The following is a 25,638-nucleotide window of genomic DNA, read 5'->3' on the forward strand; positions in this document are numbered from 1 at the left end:
TCGTCGGTCGTGGCCCGGGCGACGGCCTTCTGGGTGCCGAGTGCTTCGAGCAGGGGCTGGGCATTCGGAGGGGTGCAGCCTCCGGCCGGGCTCGTCTGCGGCATAGATGGTGCGGGGGGTGGGTCGAAATTCGGCCATATTCGAGCTTTGCATTGGCTGCTTAAATCGTCCAAAAAGCGGCAGCAAGTTAAATGGGTATTGTCACAGGAAATCCTTCTTTCGGGTCGTTCTGCCTCGTCAGTCTTCTGCTCTCCGCGGGGAATGTGCACCATGAAAGTAGAAGGTCCGGGGATGGCCCGGACCGGACAGAGACGAAGAAGAAGGTGGCATCCCCGTTGTTCAAGAAATTGCCGATGGCGGCGGCATCGTGCCTGGTGGCGCTGACAGCATGGCAGGCGCCGAACGCTGTGGCGCAGCCGGAACCCTCCACGTGGAGTGGTGAGTTCAAGATCCGAAACGAATCCACCAATCAGTATCTGATCCCGGTTGGACACGGACTCTCCCACACTGACAACGTGCGTGTCTGGGCGTTTGTCAAGGCAGCCAAGGGGAGTGATTGGCAGTGGGAGAGGCTGTCAAGGGACACGGTCCGTATTCGCAACGCCGATAGCCGAATGTGCCTGAGGGCCGGCGTACACGGGAAGACGCCCACGGTGGTCCAGTGGACGTGTTCGCGGGACGACACAACGCAGCAATGGGAGCTTCGGGACAGCAGGGACGGAACTCAGATCGTGAACGTTGCGACGCGGCAGGCCATTGAGCCGTACAGGCCAACGGGGACCAGGTATGCCGTGCTGAACAACCCCAGCCGGGACTCTACCCAGCGATGGGAATTCCGCTTCTGATCGAAGCGGCTGCCCGCCCTCGGCTCCGCCTCCCTGGAGGGCCGAGGGCGTTTCTGCTCGGCACGTCCGTCCTGGGCCGGAGTGGGCTGGGCGGCGTATCCACGCAGGTCAGCGCTGAGCAGGAGCTCTGAGGGACGACGGCGGTGCCGATCTCCCCGGCCGCGTACGACAGCGACCAACCGTGTTGTACGGGCCAGCCCGTACTTCCGCTATGGGCCGCCCCGCAAAGGACCTTCACGCGTCCGCAGCGACCTGTCACATGACCGCCCGGGCCGCGTCGAGAAACGCCAGCCGGTTGTCCTCCAGGTAGTCCCGCACGCTCTCGCCGTCAGGCAGCCCTTCCCACACGGTCCGGTTGAGGTCGAGGAAGTACGCGCGCGCGGCGTCATGGACGGGCAGGGGGAACTGGACGCGGATGAGCCGCTCCGCGACCCACAACCTGTTCATCACGTCCTGGGCCGTGGGCAACCAGGGGTGGGTGTCGTCGAACTCGGCCGGCCGGCTGAACGCGGCGCGTTCGGCCTCGGCCCCGACCTCGATGAACCGCTCCAGCAGCGCGAGCCGCTCCGCGCGCCGGCTCTCCGAGAGTGCGATCTGCTGCCGGTGCTGTTCGGCACGTTCCGCGGACTGCTGAGTCCTGTGCTGGACGAGGTAGGACAGCATGCCGCCGAGGACAACGCCGCCCACGGATATGAGAGACACCCAGACCTGACCGGACACAGCGGTTAGCATCCCATGCTGTCGATCTTGAGGACCAGAGTTGCGGTTCAATAGCTCAGGTACTTGACCATGGCGTCGCCGGCTTTCGCCGCGGTCCCGTAGAAGGCCCTGAGGCGGTGCAGGTCGTCGATCACCGACCGGGCCCACTCGTCGTCCCATTCCGTGGAGAACCCCAGCTCGCTCACGACCTCGGCAACGCGCCTCGGGTCGGCGAGACTCCAGGGTTCGTACGGTGCTTCGCTCAGGGCCTCGGCTACGGCGGCAACCGATTCCGGCGTGAGCACCGTGACGACGGTGTACTCCTTGACCTCCCCGTCGGGGCTGGTCCACAGGTCCCTGCGCGGCTCACCGCCGTAGACCGCGAGCTCCGCCGCCGACTGGTCGGCGCAGGCTGCGCCAAGCACACGATCCAGCACGGAGCAATGGAACGTCACGCCCATGACGAGGCCGGCATCCCACACGTCCTGCTGCTCCTGCCAGTAAGGGACGAGTGCCAGCAGCTCCTGCGGGGACAGCGACGAGATCGTGTCGGCCGAAGTGCGCCGCCAGAAGAAGGACACGCTCACGTTCTCACTCCGTTGGTTTGTCGACCGCAGCCGGACATCAGGACAGCGGCAGCGTAGAGCCGCCGACCGACAGCGCCCGGCGCGCCGACTCTCCCGCGGCCCGTGAACGAACAGAAGTACGACAGGGAACCATCGGCACAGGTGACGCCCAGCCCCTCGGCCCGGTAGCGTCGAGGGCAGCGACACCCAGGAGGCCCCCGTGACCGCTCAACCCGACCGCGCCGGCGTTCCGTTCGTCCCGCCCATGCGGACCCTCGGCGAGCTTCGAGCCGCGCTGGGCACGTGGGGTTTTCCCGGTGACCTCGCGCAGTTCGAGGAGGAGCTGGCGGCCGCGGACCTCGACGACCTGGTCCGGGTACGGGAGATCACGCAGGCGTACCGGCATCGCGTGCTCGTACGGTACGACCCGCAGGCCATGGCCGCGCTCGCGCGCAGCACCGACGACGTCACCGCGGAGCTGCGCCGCAAGATGGCCGAGGCCGGGCGGTGACCTTCGCGTTCTACAGCGACGCCGCCGAGAAGATCCGTACCGAGCTCACCGCGACGGAGCAGGCCGCCGTCGAGACGGTGCGCCGGTCGCTGGAGGAGGAACCGGAGCAGGGGCGGGGACTGCCGGACGCGGATCCGCACTCGGTGTCGTGCGTCGTCGAGCTGCTGCCGGAGCAGACCGGCGGGCGGGGGATCTCGGTGGCCTATCGGTACAGCAGGTACATGGACGCGGTCCTGGTGCTCTGGCTCATCGCCGGCCCCTGAGGTGAGTGGCCATTACGAGTTGTTCCTGGCGGTGGATCTGCCGCCGGACCTGCCCGAGCCGGTGCTCCTGGAGCTGAGGTGGCTGCTGGGGCAGGGTGACAGGCCGGCGGAGCTGATGTCGGCCGACTGGGAGTCATGGGGCGATGCCTGGGAGGCTTTCGCCGGCGATCCGGAGACGCAGCGGTTCGACGGGATGGTCCGTCACGAGGATGGCTTCGACGTCGTCGATGTCCGTCCGGTCGGGCAGCCGATGCCATCGCGGTAGCCCGGCTCCAGGCACGACGCTTTGGCGGCCGCCGACGAGAGGGCTCATATCATCCATCAGGCCTTTCAGTCCGATGAGGGAGATCGCCGTGCCTGACGAAACGAGTGCCCACCCGCGCATTGGCCAGGAGTCCAGGACCGGTGCCGAGCCGGACGACCTGTCTCTGCGCCTGGCCTCGTTGTCCCATCCCGACGCAACCGTTCGCAGGGCGGCCGTGGACGGCATCAAGTCGCACGGAGGAGGAGATCCCCGATGTGTGACCGCCCTGCTTCCCCTCCTCCATGACCCGGATCCCATGACCCGGAGCCTGGCTTGGCACGTCCTGACCTCCTGGGGCCCGTCCACCGTGCCGCTGCTGCAGGAGATCCGCCGCGCGGGACCAGGACGGTTGCGAGCTGTGGCCCTGACCGCCCTCGCGCAGATCGCCGGCGAGGACGGCCTGCCCGCCCGAGACCGGGCAGCCGTAGAACGTCTGATCCGTATCCAGCTTCCCGGCGACCGCCCCAAGCCACTGTCGGGCTGCTGGATCCACTGGATCGCGGTCCCGACCGGAGACCAGCAGGGGATCCTGGATCTCCTCGGCCTGACCCAGCCGCGACCGGTCACCTTCGTGCTGGCCAACGATGTCCTCGATGCCGACAGCCACCATGGCCGCCCCGAGTGCTTCGCCCGGGTGTTCGTCAGCCCGGAACTGGACGGCTGGACCTTCGTGGCCGGTCGCTGGTTCGACCCGATCGCCGACGAACGCGCGGACGAAGTGCTCCTGGCCTGCGAGAGACTCAGCGCCCGGTACGGCCGAGCGCAGGCGTACTACTACGGCGCCCAGGGGGACGGATCCGCCTGGGTCGTCGCCGAGAACGGTGTCATTATTCGTCGCTACAGCGAGACCGGTGACGGTGATGACTGCCTGCTGACGATCGGAAGCCCCCTGCAGTACGAGCGTGACCGCCGCGTCGAACTCGGACTGGCTCCCGACTGGGACGCGGCCCAGGTCTCGGAGAACGAGGAAGACGAATGGAAGTGGGCGGCATTCGACATGGCTCCGGACCTGGCCCGAGCCATCGGCTTCAGCCCCCTGACGATCGGCTCCGACACCTCAATGCGCGGAACGGGGGTACTGGCCCTCACCGAGTACGGCAGCGCCCACGGGGTGCCGGCAGGCGCGTACAGCATCTGACGAACCGTGGCAGCACAAGCAGCAGCGCATACGCCCGCGGGCGGTATTGGGCCGGCAAGTGGGCGTCCCGGGGGTAGTCAGCAGGAGCGCGGTCTGCTGTTCGGCCGTACGGCGGGTCGGGGCCAGGAAAACGGCGGAAAGGTCCTTGGCGCGTACGCCACAAGTGCTAGCGTCAACTCCCATTCCCCGCGGCTCGCACACGCGTTCGCTGCGTCCCCATGTGCCTCCGCTCCGCTTCACGTCCCCAAGGGGATCACCCATGAGCAGCAATCAGCCCCAACCCACCGCCGACAGCTCCGAGTCGGACCCGCCTCCCGCGGCTTCCCCGGATGTGAGCGGCCCCCTCTGGCCCTTCGACGGCTATCCGCCGGCGACCCGTAGCGGGAACGCCTTGCTCGGGTTCGGTGTCGGGGTGCTGGCCGCGTTCGTGGCCGCATTCGCGTACGGCTACATCATCAAGGTCACGGAGCACGAGGTCCCCTACGTGGCGTTCGCCATCGCCCTGCTCGTCGGCTCCGCCGTCGGCAGACTCGGCAACGACAACCCGGCGCTTCCCTTCCTGAGCGCCCTGCTCACCCTGGCCTCTGCTGTGAGCGGCCAGTTCTTCGGGGAAGCGCTGATCGGCGCCGACGTGCTGAAGGTGCCGGTCCTCGACATGTACGGCCACCATTTCGGCCTCGTCAGCGAGTCATGGCAGGCCGACATCGGCGGGATGTCGTACTTCTTCCTCGTCAACAGCGCGATCGTCGCGTACCTCGTCGCGAAGAAGGCGGGCGACAGCCACTGAGTTGCCCCGGTGTGCAGACGGCACCGCTTGTCCTGGCCGGTGGCGTGGGGTCTGCATGACGCCGGCGTAGTTGACCCCGGCAGCGCCGCCGGGGTCAACTATGTGGGGTCGGGCTCGCACCGGGCGATGATCGGCGGTGAACAGCTCTGCGGGCAACCGGTGTCGTCGGGAATGCAGACCTGGTAATCGGGCTCGCAGCACTGCGGACAGTGGTGCGGCCCACACGCGGTCGGAGCGACACGCGGGAGCCAGACGGACTCGTAGACGGTCCGCCGCACATCGTGGAGCTCGGCGCTGCCGATGATCTCCGCCAGAGAGGTGTCGAGGACATTGCCGACGGGCCATTCCCTCGACATTACGCACGCCAGGGCCGACCCGTCCGGGATGACGCACAGCTTTCCCTGCCAGCAATGCCCGCAAAGACCTGACATCTGCGCGTCCCTGCCCAGGAGATCCTCGCCCCGACCGAACTCGCGGACCTCCGAGATCCGCACGTTCCGCACGCCCAGCCGATACAGCCACCGCCCTGTGCGTTCGACGGTTGCCCGATCCTGATCGATGACGATCAGGCCGGCGCGGGTCTCGACCCCGTGCGAGACCAGCCTCTCGAGATTCCTGGCTGTCCGCGCATGACTCGAGCTCACGGTCGTGATCGCATCGTGCTCCGAGGGCTCGTCCGAGTAAACGGACGTGGCGAAGCGGATGCCGTGATCCGCCGCGTACCGCAGCGTGTCCTCGGAGAGGAAGGTGAGGTTGCTGAAGACCTCGATGAACTCGAACTCGAGCTCCCGCGCTCGGTCGACCAAGGCCAGGAAGTCACGGTGGAGCTGCGGCTCGCCCCCGATGAACTGCACCCTGCGGCACCCCAGGCCGGCGGCCTGGCGAAGGACGTCCTCATAGTCAGCCGTGGTGAGCAAATCACGGTGCCCGCTCGAAGGGTCCGAGTCCGAGTAGCAGTGCACGCAGCGCAGGTTGCAGCGGTTGGTCAGCTCAAGCCACAGGAACTCCAGCTCGCCGTCACCCGGGGGGACCGGTTGCGTTTCCGGTGCGGGCGCGACGTCGAGGGAGGGGGAGGTCATGGGCCACCTTCGTTCAGTCGGGATTCGCTCGGTTCGGCCTACTCACCGGACACGGTAGATCCGCCAACCACGTGTGGTGCGCGTCAGGAAGTACAGAACGATCGAGGAACGATCACCCTTCTCGGGACGCGTGTACGTCTCCTTGACCAGGACCACCCGCTCGATGTCCGACTCTTCGTGGACGTACAGGATGTCGAGTTGCAGATCACGCAGCGCCAGGTAGCCGTCACTCGACGCGAACTCCAGCTCGGAGATCTGGGTAGACAGGAAGAGGCCGATGTCCTGGTCACGGACAGCTTGGGCTCGAGTCCGGAACAGTTCCTGCATGTCGCTGTCGGTCATCACGCCGTCCTGTCCCGTCAGCTGTCTGAGCCGTGACCCCGCCCGCTCACCCGAAAATACCGTCCCCGCTCAAAAGGTGACCGCATTTGAGCTCCTGCAACGGAGCGCGTGTCAAGACCCGTCCAGCAGCTCCCGGACCTGGGCGTGCTGGTTTGCCTCGGTGCGGGCTGGGACTCCTGTGGGACGGCCCCCTGGACAGCCGGCGTCGAACGCATCCCGCACGGCCCGCCCCGGGCCGTCACCACCACGGGGAATTCACGTGATGAGCCCGCCGCAGATCCAGTCCCTCCTGCTCGCCCTGTCCACCGCCCTCAACATCCGGACGCAGCGCAGCCCCCGCCCGATCAGGCCGGTGTGTGCGTGTACGGAGCTGTGTGCCAACGCCCTGTGACGGCGCCCCCGCCTCCCGGGCCCCGCATGCCCGTACGCCTCGGCGTCGTGCCCGAGGACGACGCCGTGCTGAGGCAGCCGGGTGAGGAGGGCCCTGGGCACCGGTGGCTGGGTCGTGTGGGGTGAGGCGGGTAGTGGTCCTCCGTGGCGCCTCCAAGAGGGTCGGTACACCCGTTGTCAGACCCTGCTGGCAGCATCCCCGCGATGAACATGATCCGTACCACCCCGCCGCGGCCGCTCGACGTCACCGCGCTCTTCCCTGACCTGGCCCCGCTGGCGCGGACGGCGACCCGGCTGCACCCGCGGCCGGGGGCGCCGACGGTGCACGACAGCTCCGTCGGCGCGCCGCTGCTGTGGCCCGCCGACGAGCCGTGGCCGTACTGCGACGAGCCGCACGACAGGCGGGCGCCGCTGGAAATCCTCTCCCCGGACGACATCCGGCGTCTGCGCCGCGTCGGCGCCGCTGTGGCCGAGCGGCTGCGCCTTGACCCCGAGGCGCCCGCGTGGACCCCCGAGGAGTTGGAGACCGCGGAGCGGCTCAGAGCGGGCCGCCCGTGGTTCGACGGTCCGATCCCGCTCCTGCCCGTCGCCCAGCTCTACGCCCGCGACGTCCCCTTCCCCCGCCCGCCCGACGCGGATCTCCTCCAGGTCCTGTGGTGCCCCTTCGACCACGCGGAAAACGCCCACCCCCGAACCGCCCTCTACCGGCGCTCTTCCGCCACCGTCACCGACGTCCTCGACGCGCCGCCCGAGCCGCCGATCGTCCAGTCCGAGTGGTATCTGCCGGAGCCGTGCCTCCTCGCACCCGAGCCGGTCACCGAGTACCCCAACCCTCTGGAGCTCGACAAGGAGCTGCGGGATCAGCTGGGTGATGTGAGCCGGTGGCAGACGGCCGGCGACGCCTGGGACAGGCGGTACACGGTCGCCCCGGACGAGTTCTACGGCAACAGGCTCGCCCATGCCCCGGGCTGGAAGACCGGTGGCTGGTCCCGTTGGGGCCGCACCGATCCCGAACCCCGTCGGTGCCCCGAGTGCGGCACCGAGGAGGTCCCGCTCCTCACCATCGCGTCCGCGGAGTGGCAGTCCAACACCGATAGCTGGATCCCCGAGGAGGAACGTGCGTATCCGGCCCCACCCGCTCCGGGCCCCGGCGAATTCACTCTCATCGACATCCGCGGCGGACACGACCTCCAACTCCACGCCTGCCCGGTGTCCCCGGACCATCCCCACATCGGACTGATCCAGTGACCGGCGCGCCAGGAGTCGGCAGAAGCTTCACCACCACCCCGCCGCGGCTGCGGCCTTCGCGGAGTACGGGCGGATCGCCAAGACCTTGCACCTGCTGCGTGTGGTCGATCCCGTCGACGACACCTACCGCCGGCAGATGCACAAGCAGCTCACCGTCCAGGAGTCCCGGCACAAGCTCGCCCGCGACATCTGCCTCGGCAAGAAGGGCACCATCCACCAGGCACACCGGGACGGGATGGACGACAAACTAGGGCAACTTGGCCTGGTTTTGAACGCAGTTGTCCTGTGGACGACACGCTACATCGGCGCCGTCGTCGCCCAGCTCCCTGCCGAGGGGCACGACATCAAGGACGAGGACGTTGCGCGGCTGTCCCCGCTCAAACACCGGAACTTGAACTGCCTGGGGCGCTACAGCATCAACGCCTCCCAGCCGGTCGACGGGCTGCGGCCTCTGCGCGACCCGGACGCGCCCGACCTCGACGATGACGACGACGGCAGCGACGAGTGACAGCCCCGATAACCAAGTCGGCCTCGGCCCCGCCCCACGGAGGGAGGGTGGCGCCGAGGCCCACGGTTCGATCACCCCAGCGGGATTCCTCACCGGTCTTGGGCGAGTTTGTGCAGTTCCGCGAAGCGCAACCCGGCCGCCGGGGATGAGGACTCTAGGTGCCGTCGCCCGCTCGGAGCACGACAATGCTGCCGTTGTCGCCCCCGCACACGAAGAAGTCCCCGGTGTCCGAGAACACCACGCGGTAGGTGCGCCCTGTTCCCGTATGGAATGGCTGGACGGGGGCCTTGGCGCCGGTGGCGGCGTCACGCAGGCAGACCGTGCCGCGGTCGCCGACCGCGAGCTGGGAGCCGTCGGGGGAGAAACCCCATCCGTAGCATGTCTCCCACCGGTCCGTTCGATGTGGATCCGGTACGGCCCATTCGAGCTTCCCCGTGTCCAGTGCCATCGAGCAGGGTCCCTCGGCGAAGCCCCCGTTTGCGATCAGGGACTGTTCCGTCGGGTCGAAGCCGATCGAGTCCACTCCGCACCCGGCCGAACTGCGGTCGAACGGGAACGGGAAGCGGTGGCGGTGCACCTGCAGGCCGGAGTCGACGTCCCAGACCTCAATGTCGCGCATACCGAAGGCGAGGGCCAGCAGGCGCCCGGACGGGGATAGGGCGCTGGCTCGGCATTCGGGGCGCTGTGTGACGTCGAGATCCAGAAGGGGTTTCCCGGCGCCGTCGAGCACGCGGACCCGGTTCCCCGTGTCGAAGACCAGCAGCCGGCGCCGGGCCCGGTCCCATGAGGGCTGTGCGCAGAACGGATTGAAGTTCGCGGTCTGATACTGCTCGTAGGAGGCGAGGGTGCGCGACGTCCTGGTGTCGAGGTCCAGGTGCCGGGTGTGCCCATTGAGCGCATAGACCACGCCTTGCCCGTCGGCGTCGAAGCGGACGGTGTGGAGAAACGTCTGCTGTGTGTCAGGCGGTTCCGTATGCACCAGCTGCCGGATCCCCGTCCTGACGTCGATCAGGTGGATCTCGGCGCCATTGGCCTCCTTGAGCGTCGTGCCGACCACGACGGTGTGACCCTCGGGGTGCAGGTCGAGGGCCTTGGAGGAGCAGCGGTTTGGCGCGGCGCAGACCAAAACCGGTTCGCCGAAGGCCACCTTGGCCAAGTCACGGAGCAGCACGAACCCGTCGTGCATCCGCTTCCTTCCCTCCTTCGCCAAGGCGTACCGGGCCGCCTCTGCTGAACCGTGGTCCTTGCTGGTCTGCCGGGGCGTGCCAGCCGTCCCGGCCCAGCTCTCCCGCCGCAGCCACCCGCCGTCCACCCACAGCCGTACATTTTTGGGCTTCGCGAAGCCCGGGTGCACCAGGGTGATCTCATCCGTGTCCACGGCGGGGGACGATAGTGCACTGCACCGACAGTCCCGGCCGGAGCAGCGGACGTGCTCTCCACAGGGTCGAGGATTGTGGCTGCCGGTGCTCTCGGGTCAGTGGATTACGTACTGGGCGTGGGGCGTGGCGCGGGCCCATACGGCGTCGAATGCCTGGCCGCACAGTTTGGCGCCCGCTGGGTCGTCGGATATCTCGTGTCCGGTGAGGGCCCCGTCGCCGGAGAAGTGGCCCCACCGCGCCAGGTGTCCGTCGAAGAGCCAGAAGTCGTTTCCGGGCAGCGGCGATGTCCGAGGCGTGGCGGCGGGGCAGCCAGCGCACCTCTTCGCCGGCGTGCAGGTTGACGGCCGGGGAGGCGTGCTCGTAGCGGATGTAGTCGGTGACCAGCTCGGACACGATGCGGGCCCGACGGACCGTGACGCCGCCGGCAACAGCCTGCCGGACGAGGTTGACCCAGGGTGCCCAGTCGGGCGAGGCGGGGTCGGTGTCGAGGCGGCCGGTCTCCAGCCAGGCGCGGAAGTCGTCGGCCTCGGCGGTGACGCCGTAGTGGTCGCGCATCTCGAGGTGTACGGCGGTACGGGTGCTGCCGGTGATCAGGTCAGCGATCGTCGGTTCGCTCGACGACATCGCACGCCTCCCTGATCATGTGCACCATGCTGGCGGGGACCGACCCGCCCTGCCTTATCCCGGGGAGCCCGGTCCTCCTCGGCCCCGGTGTCCTGGCTCGGACGCCAGCCGCAGATCAGGTCGTGGGTAGCGGTCCCTTCCCGTTGAATTCACTCCGCCCGCGAGGTGTTCTCGTTGCCGGTCCGGCTTCGGGGTCTGCGGTGGGTAGTCCGCTCCCAGCACTGTCCGTCGGCGTCCCAGGAAACGGTGACGGCTCGGCCCTTCGGGTCGGGTTCAGCGAGTTCCTCCAGGCCGCGTTCGCCGAGGGCGACGAGTGCTTCCAGTGCGGCGTCGGGGATATCGCTCGGCACACGGAAGTCCATACGGCCATCCCGTTCCTCGATCGCCAGAAGAGGTCCGGAAGCACGGCCATCGCCGCGCTCCGCCCGAGCCCGAATCATGGCGCGGGCGGCCTCGAAGGTGCGCTGCGCGGCCTGCGTGGCAATCGACTGAATGAACGGGACGAGCCCGACCGCCGCCATGACCGCCCCGAAGTGGAGGACCACAGAAGCGTCGCCGCCGGCCGCGACGACAGCCCTGCCGTCGTCTCTGACGGAGATGCTTTGCTCGGGGGACACCGGATGCACTGTGATCACGGGTGATGTGAACACGGGATGGGACAGCAGCTTGTTCCACGGATCGCCCGTCTCGGTGGCGAGGGAGAGAAGAACGTCGGCAAGCTGCTTCAAGGGGGCGGCGAAGACACGTTCCGCGCCACGGTCGGAGCGCGGCCGCAGTTCCTGCGCCCTGTCGAGCCAGGGTTGTAGCTGCTCGGGCGTCGTGATCCCGTCCGGAGCTGCGACTCCCACTTGTGTACGAGCGTGGGCTCCCCGTTGCACGCGACTGATCGCCTTGTCGAGGTATGACCGGCCGTTGCTGAACTCCGGTAAATTCTCGTCGGTCATCGATGGTTCCCCTCACGTCGAATCGACCCTGGAAGCTACCGACGGGTCACTTGCTCCCTGGTGTCCGAGACAGAACTCCGGGACCGGCGTACGGATCGCGACCGAGCTCGACGAGCGCGCCCGCATCTTCCTCGACCACCACCGCTGTGGATTTGGGGCTAATCAGCGAGTTCGGCCGGAAGGAGGGTCTCGTCGGTTTCTGAGTCGATCGAGTGGAGGCGGGACTCGGGGAGCTGGCCGGCGGGGCCAGTGCTACGCCGGAGATCACCCGGCGGCGACGGCACAACCACCCGCCCGGGTGACTCGACTGCGGAGCCCACTTCGGGGTGGTGGCGACGCGGATCCTCGCCCCCACCACCCCGGCCTGATGCTTTTCCGTCCACCTCGCAACTCAAGATCACCCGATCGGGCGGAAAATGGCAGACACGCCGCCACTTTGTAGTGATTCGGGTTGCGTTTGCGGCAGGATCACCCTCATGGCTGGAGGACGACACGGACGAGAGCGCGGCAAGCCGCAGGCACACCGCCGCACGTCTTACGACCCGTCAACTGGCCCGTGGCGTACCGGTGTGGTGGTGCGGGAGCAGCAGGCCGTCAAGGCCATCACTGCGGCCGAGCGCGCCGGCCTGTCGTTCGCGGGTCTCATCAACGAGCTCGTCAGGCGCATGGAAGTCGACGGGAACGGCCGCCCCGTATGGGCCGACGAGCTGAACCAGTAGGAGGAGCTGCCAAGAGCCGGATGACAAGAGTCTCCGGACGTTAGAACAGCGCCGGGCTCTTGGCGTCCGTGAGGTTCATCTTGTCGGACCTCCGGACTTGTTGACGGCGTCAGGAAAGGATCGGTCACTGCGTCGACAGCAGGGGCTGACGGGTGACCTTGCCAGCTGTCTTGGATCCATTGGCCGTCGCACACGTTCAGAAGCAACAGGTTGAAGGAACTCAGCCCTCCGCCGCCTCCCGGGCGATGCGGTCGAATTCCGCGCCCATCGCTGCCGCGAGGGCCTGGGCGGCCGAGAGGGGGCGGACCATGACCATGAAGTCGTCGATCCTGCCCTCCTCGTCGTGGTGGAGGAAGTCGCAGCCGTTGATCTCCTTGTCGCCGACCTTCGCGGTGAAGACGAGGGCGTGGTCGCGGCCGTCGGCGGAGGTGATCTCGCGGACGTAGCGGAAGTCGGTGAAGACCCGGGTGACGCCGCGCAGGATCGCGGCGGTGATCGGCTTGCCCGGGTAGGGGCGGAAAGCGACGGGGCTGGTGAACACGACGTCGTCGGCCAGGAGGGCCTCCATCGCGGCGTGGTCGCCGCTCTCGACTGCCTTGCGGAACGGATGCACGGGGGTCCTCCCTGAGTCGGTTGCTGCAGGTGAGCGTAGATGACGCGGCAGCCGGCGGCGAGGCCGACACGTGCGCGCCGACGGCCTCTTGCCCCCAACTCCGTTGCGGCACAAGGCAGTCGGATACGATCCCACGGTGACGAAGGGTGGTCGTGGGATGACTGCGGCGGACGGGGGGCGCGGCGTGGCCGCGGATCCGCGCACCGCCGCGCTCACGTTCGCCGGTGTCGGCCTGCGCTACCCCGGGGGGACGCGGGCCCTCGATGGCATCGACCTGAGTGTCGCCCCCGGGGAGTTCGTCTCCGTCGTGGGGCCGTCCGGCTGCGGGAAGTCCTCCCTGCTGCGGATCGCCGCCGGGCTGCAGGCGCCGACCGCCGGCACCGTGACCGGCCGCGGGGAGTCCGTGGGCTACGTCTTCCAGGACGCCACGCTGCTCCCCTGGCGCAGCGTACGGGCGAACGTCGAGCTCTTCGGCGAGCTGCGCGGCCTCGGCCGCGAGGAGCGCCGCAAGCGCGCCGCCGAGGCGCTGGACCTCGTGGGGCTCGCCGACGTCGCCGGGCACCGGCCGCGCACGCTCTCCGGCGGGATGCGGATGCGGGTGTCCCTGGCGCGGTCCCTCACCCTGCGCCCCGGCCTGTTCCTGCTCGACGAGCCGTTCGGCACGCTGGACGAGATCACCCGCGAGCGGCTGGACGACGATCTGCTCGCGCTGTTCGCCGCCCGGCGTTTCGCCGCCCTGTTCGTCACCCACTCGGTCCTCGAGGCCGTGTACCTCTCCTCCCGCGTCGTCGTCCTCTCGCCCGGACCGGGCCGTGTGGTCGGCGAGTTCGACGTACCGTTCGACTATCCGCGCCCGGCGGGGCTGCGCTTCGATCCCGAGGCCGCCCGGCTGGCCGCGCTGGTGTCCGCGTGTATGCGGGGCGCCGCCGCCCCATGACCCGTCCGCCCGCTCCCCGTGAGGAATCCACGTGTCCGTGAACCGTCCGGTCGCCGCCGCGGCGGCCGCCGCCTTACTCGCCCTGCTCACCGCCTGCGGTGACGACGGCGGCGGGGACGAGCCGAAGGCCACCCGTTCCGCCGCCGCGTCGGCGGGGGCCGTCGATCTGAGCGGTGTCTGCCCGGAGAAGATCGTGGTGCAGGGGCAGTGGCTGCCCAACACCTCCTCCGAGGGGCCGATGTACAGCCTGCTGGGTCCGAACCCGTCGATCGACGCCGACAAGGACCGCGTGACCGCACCGCTGACGGCCGGGGGCAAGGACACCGGCGTGGATCTGGAGATCCGCGCGGGCGGCCCGGCGATCGGCTTCCAGCAGGTGTCCGCGCAGATGTACACCGACAAGTCGATCACGCTCGGTATCCTGGGCGGGTTCGACGAGGCGATCCAGCTCTCGAAGACCCAGCCGACCCTCGCGGTCCTGGCGATGCTGGAGAAGGACCCCCAGATGATCTTCTGGGATCCGAAGACACACCCCGAATTCACCTCGATCGCCGACATCGGCAAGACCGACACCACGGTGCTCTACTTCGACGGCGACACCTACATGGACTACCTCGTGGGCGCCGGCGTCCTGAAGAAGAGCCAGGTCGACGGCTCCAACGACGGCTCGCCCGCCCGGTTCGTCACCGAGCGCGGCAAGATCGCCTCCGGGGGGTACGCGGTCGAGGACCCGTACACGTACGAGAAGGAGGTCGACGAGTGGGGCAAGCCGGTCCGTTTCCAGCTGCTGTACGACGCCGGCTACCCGAACTACGGCCCCCCGCTGTCCATCCGGCCCGACGACCGGGAGAAGCTCGCGCCCTGCCTGAAGAAGCTGATCCCCGTGGTGCAGCAGGCGCAGCTCGACTTCCTGGCGAACCCGGGGCCGACGATCGACGCCACGGTGAAGATCAGTGAGGCGTACGCCAGTGACGACATCTTCACGAAGGAGATCGGCGAGTACAGCGCCGCCCAGCTGAAGAAGCTCGGCATCGCCGCCAACGACGCCGAGGGCAAGGACTCCACCACCGGGAACTTCGACGAGGCGCGGGTCCAGAAGATGATCGAGCTCACGGAGCCGGTCTTCGCGGCGCAGAAGAAGCCCGTCAAGCCCGGTCTGAAGCCGTCGGACCTGGTGACCGACGAGTTCATCGATCCGGAGATCGGCTTCCCGGGCGGAAGCTGAGGACCGGCCGTGACCCAGGAACCCGGGGAGCGCCCGCAGGACGGCCCGCCCGTGCCCGACGAGCGGGTGCCGCATTCCTCGCGTACGTACGACTACCTCCTGGGCGGCAAGGACAACCTGGCCGCGGACCGCCGGCTGATGGAGGAGAACCTGGCGGTCACTCCCGACGCCCGGGTGCGGGTGCGCGCGCAGCGGCTGTTCCTGACCCGCGCCGTGCGCACCCTGGTCCGGGAGGCGGGGATCCGGCAGCTGCTGGACATCGGCTGCGGGCTGCCGATGCCGCTGCTGGAGAACGTGCACGAGATCGCCCGCCGGCACGCGCCGGAGACCCGGACCGTGTACGTGGACAACAACCCGGTCGCCGTCGCGCACATGCAGGCGCTGCACGCGGACGAGGTGCGCACGGTCGCCTTCCCGGGCGATCTGCGCGCCCCCGAGGCCCTGCTGCGCCACCCGGTGGCCGAGGCCGTGCTCGACCTGAAGCAGCCGGTGGGGGTGCTGCTGGTGTCCGTGCTGCAGTGCCTGCGCCTCGACGAGGACGCGGCGGGGATCGTGGCCCGGCTGCGGGCGGGGCTGGCGGCCGGGAGTCATCTGGTGGTGACGCATGTGTCCGCGGACCTCGATCCGGCGGTGGAGGAGGTCGTACGGATCTGGGCCCGGGGTGCCACGCCCATGGTGAGCCGCGGGCGGGCGGAGGTGGAGCGGATCCTGGACGGGCTCGAGCTGCTGGAGCCGGGCCTGGTGCCGATCCACGAGTGGCGTCCCGACGGCGAGGTGTACACGACCGGCAACGCCTACGGCGCGGTGGGTCGGATCCGGTGAGAACAACCATGACGCGGCCGTTCTCCGGGCGGCCGCGAACCCGTAGGCTACGGGACCGCGGCCGGGTGCCGCCGCTGCTCCCGTACCCCAGAGAGGACAGCGACAGCGTGTCTGACCAGACGGTTCACTTCGACGAACTGGCCGAGCTGTACCGCCGGTTCGCGGCGGACACCGACATCCTGTACCGCCCGTGGCTGCGGTCGCGGGTGCCGGAGCGGGGCGGGCGCGCGGTCGATCTCGGGTGTGGTTCCGGCCGGTTCACGGGCATGCTCGCCGAGCGCTACGGCAGCGTGCTGGCGGTGGACGTCGCGGAGCGGGAGATCGCGATGGCCCGTGCCGCCCATCCGTATCCGAACGTCGACTTCCGGGTGTGCGGCTTCGAGGAGGTCACGGCTGCCGCCGACGGCACGTTCGACCTGGTGTTCTCGGTGAACACGCTGCATCACCGCGAGGACTACGCGGTCGTCCTGCCCCGGATCCGGGAGTTGCTGGCGCCCGGCGGACACGCGGTGCTGATGGACATCGTGGACCGGGGCGCCAAGTCCCACGAGTGGCTGGTCGAGGAGGCATTCCGGGATGCCCGGGACTCGTATCTGCACCGCTCCCGCGACGCCGACATGGCCGCGGACATCCTGCGGCTGCGGCTGCACCCGGTGTGGATGCGGCTGAACGAGACGCAGACGGTGCTGACCCGGGAGGAGTTCCACCGGGTGTACGGGGCGGCCTTCCCGGGGGCCGAGTTCGCCGACGACATCCATCACGCCGTGTGCGCCGTGCACTGGGTGAACTCCTGACCGCCCGCGGGCGGCGCGCGGCGCGGTGGCTGCCGCCGCTGGCGGTCCTGGTGTGCGCCGTCGGCGTCTGGTACGCGGTGAGCCTCCTGGTCCTCGACCCGGACCGGCGGTTCCTGTTCCCGCCGCCGCACGCCGTGGTGCGCGTCGGGTTCCTGGACGGGGACAACCGGGCGGAGCTGCTGGAGGGGCTGCGCCGGTCGGCGGAGGTGGCGTCGCTGGGGCTGGCGGTGGCGGTGGGCGCGGGGGTGCTGCTGGCGGTGGCGATGAGTCAGGCGCGGTGGGTGGAGCGGTCGCTGTTCCCGTATCTGGTGGTGCTGCAGACGACGCCGGTGCTGGCGCTGGTGCCGCTGTTCGGGTTCTGGTTCGGCTTCGGGTTCGGCACCCGGGTGCTGGTGTGCGCGCTGATCGCGCTGTTCCCGGTGGTGGCGGGCACGCTGTTCGGGCTGCGGTCGGTGGCCGCGGCCCAGCACGACCTGTTCACGCTGCACGGGGCGGGGCGGGTGGTGCGGCTGTGGAAGCTTCAGCTGCCGGCGGCCTTGCCGAGCGTCTTCACCGGGCTGCGGATCTCGGCGGGGCTGTCGGTCGTCGGGGCGATCGTGAGCGACTTCTTCTTCCGGCAGGGCGAGCCGGGGATCGGCGTGCTGATCGACCGCTACCAGTCACGGCTGCAGTCGGAGCAGCTGCTGGCGGCGGTGATCCTGTCGTCCCTGTTCGGGCTGGCGGTGTTCTGGTTCTTCGGCGCGCTGGCGCGCCGGGTGGTGGGCGGCTGGCACGAGTCGGCGCGCGAGCCCGGGGCGTGGTGAGCGGGCGGGATCAGAGCTCGTCGCGGATCCGCTTGAGGAAGTCCCGGCTCCCGGTGCGGGGCTTGGCCATGGTGCTCAGCCGGTCCATCACCAGCTGGTAGCGGTCCACGTCCTCGCGCTTGTCGAGGTAGAGCGCGCTGGCGACCTGCTCCAGATACACCACGTCCGGCAGGTCGGGCTCGGTGAAGCGCATCAGCGTGATGGGGCAGCCGGCCGCGGCCGTGCCGCCCGCCGAGAACGGCGAGATCTGCAGCGTGACACCGGGCAGCTCGGAGATCTCCAGCAGATGGTCGATCTGCGCCCGCATCACCGGCGCCCCGCCCAGCGGACGGCGCAGTATCCCCTCGTCCAGAACGGCCCACAGCTTCGGCCCGTCGGTCCGGGTGATCAGCTCCTGGCGCCGCATCCGCAGGTCGACCCGGCGCTGGAGCTCGTCCGGTGCCGCGTCCGAGCGGTCCAGAGCGGTCACCGCGCGGGCGTACTCGGCGGTCTGCAGCAGTCCGGGGACGAACTGCACCTGGTAGGTACGGATGATCGCCGCGGCCTCCTCCAGCCCGAGCAGCGGCTCGAACCAGGAGGGCAGCAGATCGCTGTACTGGTGCCACCAGCCGGGCGAGTTGGCCTGGCGGGCCAGGCCCAGCCACTCCTCGCGCTCGACGGGGTCCACGACGCCGTAGAGCGTCAGCAGATCCGTGACGTCGCGCTCCTTGTAGCCGACGCGGCCCAGCTCGAGCCGGCTGATCTTGGCCTGTGAGCCGCGGATGACGTCGGCCGCGGCGTCCCGGGAGACGCCCCGGGCCTCGCGCAGCCGGCGCAGCTGGGTGCCGAGCAGGATGCGCAGTACCGTCGGGCCGCCGCGCGGCTCCTCCAGCGGACTGGGCCGGACGACCGTGTCCGGCCGGCTTCCGGCGGCCTCCGCCGGGGTGTGCGAAGGCCAGTCACCGTGCTCGCTGTTCGACGTTACCGACGGCACGCCCATCACTGCCCCACCGATTCTCTACAGACGTCGCTCGTGCCTCATCTTATGCGGAGAACTCGTCAACCAGTCCAGTCTTCAACCAAGTTGACGCGCGTTCAGCGTCTCACCAGGTCGTCGAAGTCTCCGTCCTTCACCCCGAGAAGGAAGGCGCTGATCTCGGACTCTGTGTACACCAGAGCCGCTCCCTCGGGGTCGCGCGAGTTGCGTATCGCCGCGCCGCCGCCGGGCAGGCCGGCCACCTCGACACAGTCGCCGTTCGCGTTGCTCCGCTGGCTCTTGCGCCAGGTGACACCGGTCAGTTCGCCGGCGGGGACACCATTGCCGATCCGCATCTTCTCATCCTTCCGTGATCGTTGGCAGCACACTGTACGTGCATCTGTGCTTGCGGATGAAAGTTCAGATGAAATTTCAGATGCACTTGCAGTCGTAACTGGTTTGGACCACGATGCTGTTGTGACACAGGCGAATCGTCACCGCGTCTACTGGGACAGGGAGTTGGCATGCTGTCGGCACCGCTGCAGGAATGGCTGAGGGCACCTGGATCGGCCACGTGCGAGCTGTCCGCCGACCCCAGGTCGATCGCCGTCGCGCGCAGCGTGGTCCGGTCGGTACTCGGCGAGTGGGGACGCGGCGATCTCGTCGACAACGTGGTGTCGGCCACGTCGGAGCTGGTCACCAACGCTTTACGGCATGGTGTGCGCGAGGCCGTCGCGGCGGACGCCAAGCCGCTCATGCTGGGCCTGATGCGCCGGGGCAGCGCGGTCGTCTGCGCGGTGTTCGACCCGGGGACCGGGGTGCCGCGGCTGTCCGAGCCCGATCCGCTGGCGGAGTCGGGGCGCGGGCTGCACATCATCGCGTCGGTCAGCGACGTCTGGGGCTGGAGCAAGCCCGGGCCCTCGGGCAAAGCGGTCTGGGCCATATTCTCCGCGGCCGCCGACGCCGATCCGGTGGCCGCGGTGAGTCCGCGGATCGACGGACAGCACGACCGCGCACGCGAGGTGTGCGACTGCTGTCCGCCGGAGATCCACGGGCACAACTGGAAGCTGTGCGGCTGACGTCCCGTCCTACTCGAAGCGGGACGTGTCCCCGGCGCCCCGGCGGACGATCTCCACGTCGCCGCCGGAGAAGTCGATGACGGTCGTCGGCTCCGTACCGCAGTCGCCCGAGTCCAGGACGATGTCCACGACGTGGTCCAGCCGTTCCTTGATCTCCCAGCCCTGGGTCAGCGGCTCCTCCTCGTCGGGCAGCAGCAGGGTGCTGGACACGATCGGCTCGCCCAGCTCCTCCAGCAGCGCCTGGGTGACGGCGTGCTCGGGGATCCGCACGCCGACGGTCTTCTTCTTCGGGTGCTGGAGCTGGCGCGGCACCTCCTTCGTCGCGGTGAGGATGAAGGTGTACTGGCCGGGCGTCGCCGCCCTGATCGCGCGGAAGACGTCGTTGTCGACGTACACGAACTGGCCCAGCTGCGCGAAGTCGCGGCACACCAGGGTGAAGTGGTGCCGGTCGTCCAGGTCGCGGATCTGCCGGATCCGCTCGATGCCCTCGCGGTTGCCGAGCCGGCACCCCAGGGCGTAGCAGGAGTCCGTCGGGTACGCGACGAGGGACCCGGAGCGGATCTCGTCGGCCACACCGGTGATGGTGCGCCGCTGGGGATTGTCGGGGTGCACGTCGAAGTATTTCGCCATTCGGCCGAGTCTAGGGGTACGGGCGGGAGCCCGGTGACCGGACCGGTGCGCGGTGACGGGACGGCCCGTACGACTCCGTGGCCTGTCCCCTATATATGGGTGGCGGCCCCACGCGCCCCGATGACACGATCCGGTGAATCCGGCGGAGTTCGAGGGGTGTGACGGTGGGCGACGGTGCCGCCGCGCGGATGGGCGGGCGGGCCTGGGCCCTGCTGCTCGTCCTGTGCGGGACGATCTTCCTGGAGGGCATCGATGTCGCGATGCTCGCCGTCGCGATCCCGACCGTCCGGGCCGATCTGGGCCTGAGTACCGGGACCGCGGCCTGGGTGATGAGCGGCTACGTGCTGGGCTACGCCGGGTTCACGCTGCTCGGCGGGCGCGCGGCCGATCTGCTGGGCCGGCGGCGGATGCTGCTGGGCTGGCTGGGCGTCTTCGTGGTGTTCTCCGCGCTGGGCGGCTTCGCGACCGAGGGCTGGATGCTGGTGGTGGCGCGGTTCGTCACCGGTGTCTCGGCGGCGTTCATGACGCCCGCCGCCATGTCGATCATCACGACGTCCTATCCGGCGGGCCCGCAGCGCGAGCGCGCGCTGATCGTCTTCGGGGGCGTCGGCGGGGGCGGCTTCTCCCTGGGGCTGATCGTCGGCGGGCTGCTGACGGGGCTCGGCTGGCGCTGGGTCTTCTTCGCGCCGGTGTTCCTGGCCGGGGCGGTGCTCCTCGCGGCGCGGCGGCTGGTGCCGGCCGAGGAGCGGCCGGAGCCGGTGCGGCGGGGGTTCGACCTGGCCGGTGCGGCCAGCGCCGCCGGGGCGATGCTGCTGCTCGCCTGCGGCATCGTACGGCTCGAGCACGGCCGCAGCGGACTCTGGCTCACCGCCGGGGCGTTCGGGGCGGGGCTGGTCCTGCTGGCGGCGTTCCTGGTGGTCGAGCGGCGGGCGCGGACGCCTCTGGTGCGGCTGGGGATCTTCCGTAATGCCTCGATGGTGCGGGCCGATGTCGCCGCGATGCTGTTCCTGGGCTCGTTCTTCGGTTTCCAGTTCGTCGTCACCCTCTATCTGCAGGAGCTGCGAGGCTGGTCGTCGCTGCGGACGGCCCTCGCGCTGATCGTGATGGGCTGCGACGCGGTGCTGGCGCCGCTGCTCACGCCGCGTCTGGTACGCCGGTGGGGCAACGGCCGGGTGATCCTCGCCGGGTTCGTGCTGGCGGTCGTGGGGTACGGGCTGTTCCTTCCCATGGGGATGGACCGGTCGTACGCGGCGATGTTCCCGACGCTGGCCCTGTCGGGTGTGGCGTTCGCCCTGGCCTACGGGCCGCTGACCATCGCCGCGACCGAGGACGTGGGGCCGCGGGAGCAGGGGCTGGCCGGCGGGCTGCTCTACACCTTCACCCAGTTCGGCGCCGCGGTCGGCATCTCCGCGGTGACCGCGGTGTACGGGCTGGCCGTCGCCGGGAGCGACGGCTCGCCCGGGGAGGTGCTGGCGGCGTACCGGACGGCGCTCCTCGTACCGGTGGCGATGACGGTGGTGGGCGCCGCGGTGTCCGCCGTCGGGCTGCGTACGCCGCGCGGGTCGGTCAGCGTGCGGTCAGGACCGCGTGGACCTTCAGCGCCAGATGGACCTGGAGCGCCTGGTCGGCATGCTTCCAGTGCGGACCCAGCAGGGCTGTGACCCGGTCCATGCGCTGGTAGAGCGTGTTGATGTGGATGTAGAGGGCGGCGGCGGTGCGGGTGAGGTTGGCGTCGTTGGCGTAGTACGTGAGGAGGGTGCGGGCCAGTTCGCCGCCGCGCTGGGCGTCGTACTCCAGGACCGGGCCCAGCACCCGGTGCACGAAGCGGCGCAGTTCGTCGCGGCCGGTGGCGTGGAACAGCAGCCCGTACACGCCGAGTTCGCCGGCGGTGGCGCCCTCGCCGTCGCGGTCCAGGGCCAGCAGGACGTCCAGGCAGCGGGTCGCGTCGCGGTGGGCCTCCGCCACGGCCTCCGTGCCGGGGGCGGCCGGGGCGGCGCCGACGGTCACCGGGACCTCGACGGCGTCGCTGAGGTGGCGGGCCAGGGCGCCGGGGTCGGCGTCGCCGGGGAGGAGGACCACGACGTCGCCCCGGTACTCCCCCGCCAGCCCCCCGGCGCGCACGGCGTAGGGGGCGGCGGCGTCGGCGATGCGGCGGCGGTGGCGGCCGTCGCGGGCGCGGGCGGCGAACACCGTGTGCGGGCGGCCCAGGGCCACGCCCATGAGGGTGGCGCGGCGGCGCAGGCCCTCGGGGTCGCGGTGCGGGTTGCCGAGGAGGTCCTCGAGGAGTTCGCCGTGGAGGCGGTGCTCGGCCTCGGTGACGGCGCGTTCGCTGAGCAGCATCAGGGCGGTGACGAGCGCGGCGCGTTCCAGGGACCGGATGTCGCTGCTGTCGGGGGTGGCCCGGACGAGGAGCAGGACGCCCAGGGCCTCGCCGCCGGCCACGATGGGGGTGGCGCACGCGGCGCCGGTCTTGCGGGTGCGGCGGGCCTCTGCGGACAGGACGCCGGCCTCCCGTACGGCCTGGGCGGCGGGTGAGTCCTCGGGCAGGGCGCCGCTCGCGCGGGCCGCCTCGACGAGGGGGTCGTCGCCGGCGGCGGCCAGGGTGCGGCGCTGGGCGTCGAGGACCAGGATGCTGCCGCCGAGGACGTCGGCGAGGGTGGCGGCGACGTCGGGCAGGCCGGCGCCGTCCAGGACGATGCCGATCAGCCGTTCGTGCAGGGCGGCGGCCTGTTCGATGGACTCGCTGTGGGCCTGGATGAGGGTGTTGGCCTCGGTCAGCTCCTCGACGGCCCGGCGGACGTCCTGGAAGAGGGTGGCGTTCTCGATGGCGATGGCCGCGTGGTTGGCCAGCGACACCAGCAGCGCCACCTCGTGGTCGGAGAACGGGCGGCTGTAGCGGTTGGCGGACATCAGCACGCCGATGACCCGGTCGCCGAGGGCGAGGGGGACGCCCTGGATGGAGACGATCCCCTCGCCGTCCACGATGTCGTCGATGATGTGGTCGAAGCGGGCGTCGGCGATGTAGTCGGCCGTGGCGTACGGCACGGCGTCCTTGGCGACCAGCCCGCCGAGCCCGGCGCCGAGCGGCAGACGGGTCTGTTTGAACGCGTCGGTGCGGATGCCGTCGGTGACCCGCATGTAGGTGTCGCCGCGCCGGGCGTCGTTGAGCATCAGATACGCCACGTCCGTGCCCAGCAGCGCCCTCGCCCGGCGGACGATCGCCTGGAGGACGGCCTCCAGGTCGCGCAGCGACGACAGGTCGCCGGCCGTCTCGTAGAGCGCGGCGAGTTCGCTCTCGTGCCGGCTCTGCTCCTCCAGCCGGGCCCGTACCCGCAGCGCGTCGTCCACCAGCGGCGCCAGCCACTCGCGGTCCCCGGCGGGCGCCCGGTCGAGCAGCGCGTGGTAGACCTCGGCGGGCGCGTCCTCGCGCAGCAGGCGCAGGAGTTCGCCGGCGGGGCCGGCGCCGGCCCGCGCGGGAACGGTGGTGTGCTCCACGGCAGCTCCTCTCCCTCCGGTCGGTCCTACGGCGCCGACGCCGACACCGGCTCGGTCGCGGTCTCCTCCTCGTGGTCGTGTACGAGGCCCGGCTCCGGGTCCTCGCCGGCGGGGTCGTCCCGCCGCCGGAGCAGATGGCTGACCGTACCCCACACGCCGCGCCGGAAGAGGAGGACGACGGCGATGAAGATCCCGCCGGTGACCAGCTGTGTCTGCTCGAAACCGGACGTCGACAGCCAGTCCTCCAGCCGCACCACGGCCGCCGCGCCCACCAGGCTCCCCCACAGGGTGCCGATGCCGCCCAGGACGGTCATCACGACGACCTTCCCGGACGTCGTCCAGTACACCTCCTGCAGCGAGGCGAACCCGTGGTTCATCGCGTACAGCCCGCCCGCCAGCCCCGACAGGAACGCGGAGGCGACGAACACGACCACCTTGTAGCGGTCCGCGGAGTAGCCCAGCGCCCGGACCCGCGCCGGGTTGTCGCGGATGCCGGCGGCGACCCGGCCGAACGGGGAGTGCACGATCCGCCAGGCGGCGAGGAGGCCGAGCAGCACCACCGGCAGCGCGTAGTAGTAGTAGACGAAGGAGTCGGTGAGGTCCACGCCGGGCAGGTCGCGGGGGATGTTCTGGAGCCCGTTCTCGCCGCCGGTGACCGAGCCCCACTGGTTGGCGGTGAAGTAGATCAGCTGGGCGAAGGCCAGGGTGACCATGGCGAAGTAGATGCCGCTGCGGCGCACCGCCAGCCAGCCGATGGGCAGCGCGATCACCGCCGCGGCCACCGCGCCGCCCAGCACGGCCACGTAGAACGGCAGCCCGCTGTGGATGGCGATGAGCCCGGTGGCGTACGCGGAGCTGCCCCAGAACGCGGCGTGCCCGAAGGACAGCAGGCCCGCGTGGCCCAGCAGCAGGTCGAAGGCCACGGCGAAGAGCCCCCAGCACAGGATGTCCGCGGCCACCGGCGGGTACAGCACCCACGGCAGCCCGAACACCGCGACCAGTCCGGCGGCGAGCAGGGCGGCGCGCACCCACAGGGGCCGGGCGTGCAGCCGGCGCGACAGCGCGACGATCATGCGTGCTCCTCCTTGCCGAACAGGCCGGCGGGACGGACCAGCAGCACCACGGCCATCAGGAGGAAGACCGAGGTCTGGGAGAGGACGGGGACGTAGAGGTTGCCGAGGGCCTGGAGCATGCCGATGGCGAAGCCGGCGAGCACCGACCCGAACACCGAGCCGAGGCCGCCGATGACGACGACCGCGAAGACCACGATGATCAGGTCGGAGCCCATCGCGGGGTTCACCGCGCGCATCGGTGTCGCCAGCACCCCGGCGAGGCCCGCGAGGGCCACGCCGAAACCGAAGACGGGGGTGATCCACCGTCCGGTGTTGATGCCGAACGCGCGGGTCGTCTCGGGCCGTTCGGTCGACGCCCGCACCACGGTGCCGATCCGGGTGCGGGTGAGGAGCAGCCAGACGCCGGTGCAGACGGCGAGCGAGACGGCGAGCGCGAAGACCTGGTACTTGGGGAAGTCGAACAGGCCCAGGTCCACGGAGCCCGGGAAGGGCGCGTGGTCGTACGGCTGGGAGTGGGAGCCGTACGTCATGCTCAGCAGGTCCTGCGCCACCAGGGCGATGCCGAAGGTGAGCAGGAAGTTGTAGAGCGGGTCGAGGGCGGTCAGCCGGTGGACGAACGCACGCTCCACCACCATGCCGCCGGCGGCGAGCACCACCGGGACGATCAGCAGTGCCCACCAGAAGCCGAGTCCGGCTTTGTCGGCCAGGACCACCGCGCCGAAGGCGCCCAGGGTGTAGACGGCGCCGTGCGCGAAGTTCACCACGCGCAGCATGCCGAAGATCACGGCGAGGCCGAGGGCCAGCAGGGCGTAGAAGCTGCCGCTGACCAGGCCGTTGAAGGCCTGTTGCAGGAAGGAGGTCATGGC

General features: G+C 70.0%; 29 protein-coding genes and 2 pseudogenes. 17 read left to right on the forward strand and 14 right to left on the reverse strand.

The features are described 5' to 3' along the window. The first annotated feature begins 353 nt into the window (after positions 1 to 353). On the forward strand, positions 354 to 845 hold the full coding sequence (locus tag SRB5_RS37700) for an RICIN domain-containing protein (protein WP_407703869.1): 492 nt from the start codon (positions 354 to 356) through the stop codon (positions 843 to 845). A 255-nt stretch (positions 846 to 1,100) separates the two neighbouring features. On the opposite strand, the gene SRB5_RS01850 is transcribed toward SRB5_RS37700, so the two are convergent. Together SRB5_RS01850 and SRB5_RS01855 are read right to left on the reverse strand one after the other, a co-directional pair. Then, positions 1,101 to 1,577, reverse strand: a complete 477-nt coding sequence (locus tag SRB5_RS01850) for a hypothetical protein (RefSeq protein WP_153449592.1) — start codon at positions 1,575 to 1,577, stop codon at positions 1,101 to 1,103. Between the two features lie 35 nt (positions 1,578 to 1,612). Beyond that, on the reverse strand, positions 1,613 to 2,131 hold the full coding sequence (locus SRB5_RS01855) for a DUF1877 family protein (RefSeq protein WP_153449593.1): 519 nt from the start codon (positions 2,129 to 2,131) through the stop codon (positions 1,613 to 1,615). Positions 2,132 to 2,330: 199 nt separating this feature from the next. Here SRB5_RS01855 and SRB5_RS01860 point away from each other — a divergent pair, with 199 nt between their 5' ends. The 5 genes from SRB5_RS01860 (at position 2,331) to SRB5_RS01880 (ending at position 5,113) form a co-directional block, all read left to right on the forward strand. Further along, complete coding sequence (locus tag SRB5_RS01860) at positions 2,331 to 2,621, forward strand: hypothetical protein (RefSeq protein WP_323376776.1); 291 nt, start codon at positions 2,331 to 2,333, stop codon at positions 2,619 to 2,621. After that, positions 2,618 to 2,884 carry a hypothetical protein gene (locus SRB5_RS01865; RefSeq protein ID WP_153449594.1) on the forward strand — a complete coding sequence of 89 codons (267 nt, stop codon included), beginning with the start codon at positions 2,618 to 2,620 and terminating at the stop codon, positions 2,882 to 2,884. The genes SRB5_RS01860 and SRB5_RS01865 overlap by 4 nt, the downstream gene beginning before the upstream one ends. Before the next feature lie 19 nt (positions 2,885 to 2,903). Further along, entirely contained in the window at positions 2,904 to 3,149 is a 246-nt protein-coding gene (locus SRB5_RS01870) for a hypothetical protein (protein WP_153449878.1), read from the forward strand. Positions 3,150 to 3,237: 88 nt separating this feature from the next. Further along, entirely contained in the window at positions 3,238 to 4,326 is a 1,089-nt protein-coding gene (locus SRB5_RS01875) for a HEAT repeat domain-containing protein (RefSeq protein ID WP_323376777.1), read from the forward strand. A gap of 259 nt (positions 4,327 to 4,585) precedes the next feature. After that, the gene (locus SRB5_RS01880; RefSeq protein WP_153449596.1) at positions 4,586 to 5,113 is read left to right on the forward strand and encodes a hypothetical protein; all 528 of its coding nucleotides are present in this window, start codon (positions 4,586 to 4,588) and stop codon (positions 5,111 to 5,113) included. Between the two features lie 98 nt (positions 5,114 to 5,211). Here SRB5_RS01880 and SRB5_RS01885 read toward each other — a convergent pair whose 3' ends face one another. Further along, positions 5,212 to 6,192 carry a radical SAM/SPASM domain-containing protein gene (locus tag SRB5_RS01885; RefSeq protein ID WP_153449597.1) on the reverse strand — a complete coding sequence of 327 codons (981 nt, stop codon included), beginning with the start codon at positions 6,190 to 6,192 and terminating at the stop codon, positions 5,212 to 5,214. Between the two features lie 42 nt (positions 6,193 to 6,234). Further along, complete coding sequence (locus SRB5_RS01890) at positions 6,235 to 6,534, reverse strand: hypothetical protein (protein ID WP_153449598.1); 300 nt, start codon at positions 6,532 to 6,534, stop codon at positions 6,235 to 6,237. Between the two features lie 262 nt (positions 6,535 to 6,796). Between SRB5_RS01890 and SRB5_RS37005 the strand changes: the two genes are divergently transcribed. The 3 genes and pseudogenes from SRB5_RS37005 to SRB5_RS01900 all read left to right on the forward strand — a co-directional run. Continuing rightward, a complete protein-coding gene (locus SRB5_RS37005; protein WP_267132563.1) occupies positions 6,797 to 6,925 on the forward strand; it encodes a hypothetical protein in 129 nt (42 codons plus the stop codon). A gap of 209 nt (positions 6,926 to 7,134) precedes the next feature. Then, positions 7,135 to 8,172 carry a hypothetical protein gene (locus SRB5_RS01895; protein ID WP_153449879.1) on the forward strand — a complete coding sequence of 346 codons (1,038 nt, stop codon included), beginning with the start codon at positions 7,135 to 7,137 and terminating at the stop codon, positions 8,170 to 8,172. A gap of 49 nt (positions 8,173 to 8,221) precedes the next feature. Continuing rightward, a pseudogene (locus tag SRB5_RS01900) lies at positions 8,222 to 8,680 on the forward strand (Tn3 family transposase); the annotation flags it as partial. Positions 8,681 to 8,834: 154 nt separating this feature from the next. On the opposite strand, the gene SRB5_RS01905 reads toward SRB5_RS01900, so the two are convergent. The 3 genes and pseudogenes from SRB5_RS01905 to SRB5_RS01915 all read right to left on the reverse strand — a co-directional run bounded on the left by SRB5_RS01905 (position 8,835) and on the right by SRB5_RS01915 (position 11,627). Next, the gene (locus tag SRB5_RS01905; protein WP_194292803.1) at positions 8,835 to 9,866 is read right to left on the reverse strand and encodes a WD40 repeat domain-containing protein; all 1,032 of its coding nucleotides are present in this window, start codon (positions 9,864 to 9,866) and stop codon (positions 8,835 to 8,837) included. A gap of 288 nt (positions 9,867 to 10,154) precedes the next feature. Continuing rightward, positions 10,155 to 10,683, reverse strand: a pseudogene (locus tag SRB5_RS01910) (DUF6879 family protein). A gap of 149 nt (positions 10,684 to 10,832) precedes the next feature. Then, positions 10,833 to 11,627, reverse strand: coding sequence for a hypothetical protein (locus SRB5_RS01915; RefSeq protein WP_153449600.1), 795 nt, complete (start codon positions 11,625 to 11,627; stop codon positions 10,833 to 10,835). 476 nt (positions 11,628 to 12,103) lie between these two features. On the opposite strand from SRB5_RS01915, the gene SRB5_RS01920 reads away from it, so the two are divergent. Next, on the forward strand, positions 12,104 to 12,346 hold the full coding sequence (locus tag SRB5_RS01920; RefSeq protein WP_153449601.1) for a hypothetical protein: 243 nt from the start codon (positions 12,104 to 12,106) through the stop codon (positions 12,344 to 12,346). Positions 12,347 to 12,566: 220 nt separating this feature from the next. Here the strand turns inward: SRB5_RS01920 and SRB5_RS01925 are convergent, their stop codons facing one another. After that, positions 12,567 to 12,959: a nuclear transport factor 2 family protein gene (locus SRB5_RS01925; protein WP_323376778.1), complete on the reverse strand. Its 393-nt coding sequence runs from the start codon at positions 12,957 to 12,959 to the stop codon at positions 12,567 to 12,569. A gap of 157 nt (positions 12,960 to 13,116) precedes the next feature. Here SRB5_RS01925 and SRB5_RS01930 point away from each other — a divergent pair, with 157 nt between their 5' ends. The 5 genes from SRB5_RS01930 to SRB5_RS36185 all read left to right on the forward strand — a co-directional run bounded on the left by SRB5_RS01930 (position 13,117) and on the right by SRB5_RS36185 (position 17,540). Further along, positions 13,117 to 13,896, forward strand: a complete 780-nt coding sequence (locus SRB5_RS01930) for an ABC transporter ATP-binding protein (RefSeq protein WP_153449602.1) — start codon at positions 13,117 to 13,119, stop codon at positions 13,894 to 13,896. A 31-nt stretch (positions 13,897 to 13,927) separates the two neighbouring features. Further along, entirely contained in the window at positions 13,928 to 15,121 is a 1,194-nt protein-coding gene (locus tag SRB5_RS01935; protein WP_323376779.1) for a hypothetical protein, read from the forward strand. A gap of 9 nt (positions 15,122 to 15,130) precedes the next feature. After that, positions 15,131 to 15,943, forward strand: a complete 813-nt coding sequence (locus SRB5_RS01940) for an SAM-dependent methyltransferase (RefSeq protein WP_323376781.1) — start codon at positions 15,131 to 15,133, stop codon at positions 15,941 to 15,943. A 107-nt stretch (positions 15,944 to 16,050) separates the two neighbouring features. Next, a complete protein-coding gene (locus SRB5_RS01945; protein WP_194292804.1) occupies positions 16,051 to 16,737 on the forward strand; it encodes a class I SAM-dependent methyltransferase in 687 nt (228 codons plus the stop codon). Then, a complete protein-coding gene (locus tag SRB5_RS36185) occupies positions 16,710 to 17,540 on the forward strand; it encodes an ABC transporter permease (RefSeq protein WP_323376783.1) in 831 nt (276 codons plus the stop codon). The genes SRB5_RS01945 and SRB5_RS36185 overlap by 28 nt, the downstream gene beginning before the upstream one ends. Before the next feature lie 10 nt (positions 17,541 to 17,550). On the opposite strand, the gene SRB5_RS01955 is transcribed toward SRB5_RS36185, so the two are convergent. Together SRB5_RS01955 and SRB5_RS01960 are read right to left on the reverse strand one after the other, a co-directional pair. Beyond that, on the reverse strand, positions 17,551 to 18,411 hold the full coding sequence (locus SRB5_RS01955) for a helix-turn-helix domain-containing protein (protein WP_228389741.1): 861 nt from the start codon (positions 18,409 to 18,411) through the stop codon (positions 17,551 to 17,553). A gap of 203 nt (positions 18,412 to 18,614) precedes the next feature. Continuing rightward, positions 18,615 to 18,851 (reverse strand): DUF397 domain-containing protein, encoded by a 237-nt coding sequence (locus tag SRB5_RS01960; RefSeq protein WP_153449605.1) that lies wholly within the window; start codon positions 18,849 to 18,851, stop codon positions 18,615 to 18,617. A gap of 168 nt (positions 18,852 to 19,019) precedes the next feature. On the opposite strand from SRB5_RS01960, the gene SRB5_RS01965 reads away from it, so the two are divergent. Further along, positions 19,020 to 19,574 (forward strand): ATP-binding protein, encoded by a 555-nt coding sequence (locus SRB5_RS01965; RefSeq protein ID WP_153449606.1) that lies wholly within the window; start codon positions 19,020 to 19,022, stop codon positions 19,572 to 19,574. A 9-nt stretch (positions 19,575 to 19,583) separates the two neighbouring features. On the opposite strand, the gene SRB5_RS01970 is transcribed toward SRB5_RS01965, so the two are convergent. Further along, on the reverse strand, positions 19,584 to 20,204 hold the full coding sequence (locus SRB5_RS01970; RefSeq protein ID WP_153449607.1) for an L-threonylcarbamoyladenylate synthase: 621 nt from the start codon (positions 20,202 to 20,204) through the stop codon (positions 19,584 to 19,586). A gap of 188 nt (positions 20,205 to 20,392) precedes the next feature. On the opposite strand from SRB5_RS01970, the gene SRB5_RS01975 reads away from it, so the two are divergent. Continuing rightward, on the forward strand, positions 20,393 to 21,865 hold the full coding sequence (locus SRB5_RS01975) for an MFS transporter (protein WP_153449885.1): 1,473 nt from the start codon (positions 20,393 to 20,395) through the stop codon (positions 21,863 to 21,865). On the opposite strand, the gene SRB5_RS01980 is transcribed toward SRB5_RS01975, so the two are convergent. Genes SRB5_RS01980 through SRB5_RS01990 form a run of 3 tightly spaced genes read right to left on the reverse strand, consistent with a single transcriptional unit; the run spans position 21,771 to position 25,635 of the window. Next, positions 21,771 to 23,699 carry a helix-turn-helix domain-containing protein gene (locus tag SRB5_RS01980; protein ID WP_323376787.1) on the reverse strand — a complete coding sequence of 643 codons (1,929 nt, stop codon included), beginning with the start codon at positions 23,697 to 23,699 and terminating at the stop codon, positions 21,771 to 21,773. The genes SRB5_RS01975 and SRB5_RS01980 overlap by 95 nt on opposite strands. 26 nt (positions 23,700 to 23,725) lie before the next feature. Beyond that, positions 23,726 to 24,772, reverse strand: a complete 1,047-nt coding sequence (locus SRB5_RS01985) for a branched-chain amino acid ABC transporter permease (protein ID WP_153449608.1) — start codon at positions 24,770 to 24,772, stop codon at positions 23,726 to 23,728. Beyond that, positions 24,769 to 25,635: a branched-chain amino acid ABC transporter permease gene (locus tag SRB5_RS01990; RefSeq protein WP_153449609.1), complete on the reverse strand. Its 867-nt coding sequence runs from the start codon at positions 25,633 to 25,635 to the stop codon at positions 24,769 to 24,771. Before SRB5_RS01990 ends, SRB5_RS01985 begins: the two co-directional genes overlap by 4 nt. Positions 25,636 to 25,638 lie beyond the last annotated feature (3 nt).

The organism is Streptomyces smaragdinus (genome assembly GCF_009604385.1).
Lineage (GTDB): Bacteria > Actinomycetota > Actinomycetes > Streptomycetales > Streptomycetaceae > Streptomyces > Streptomyces smaragdinus.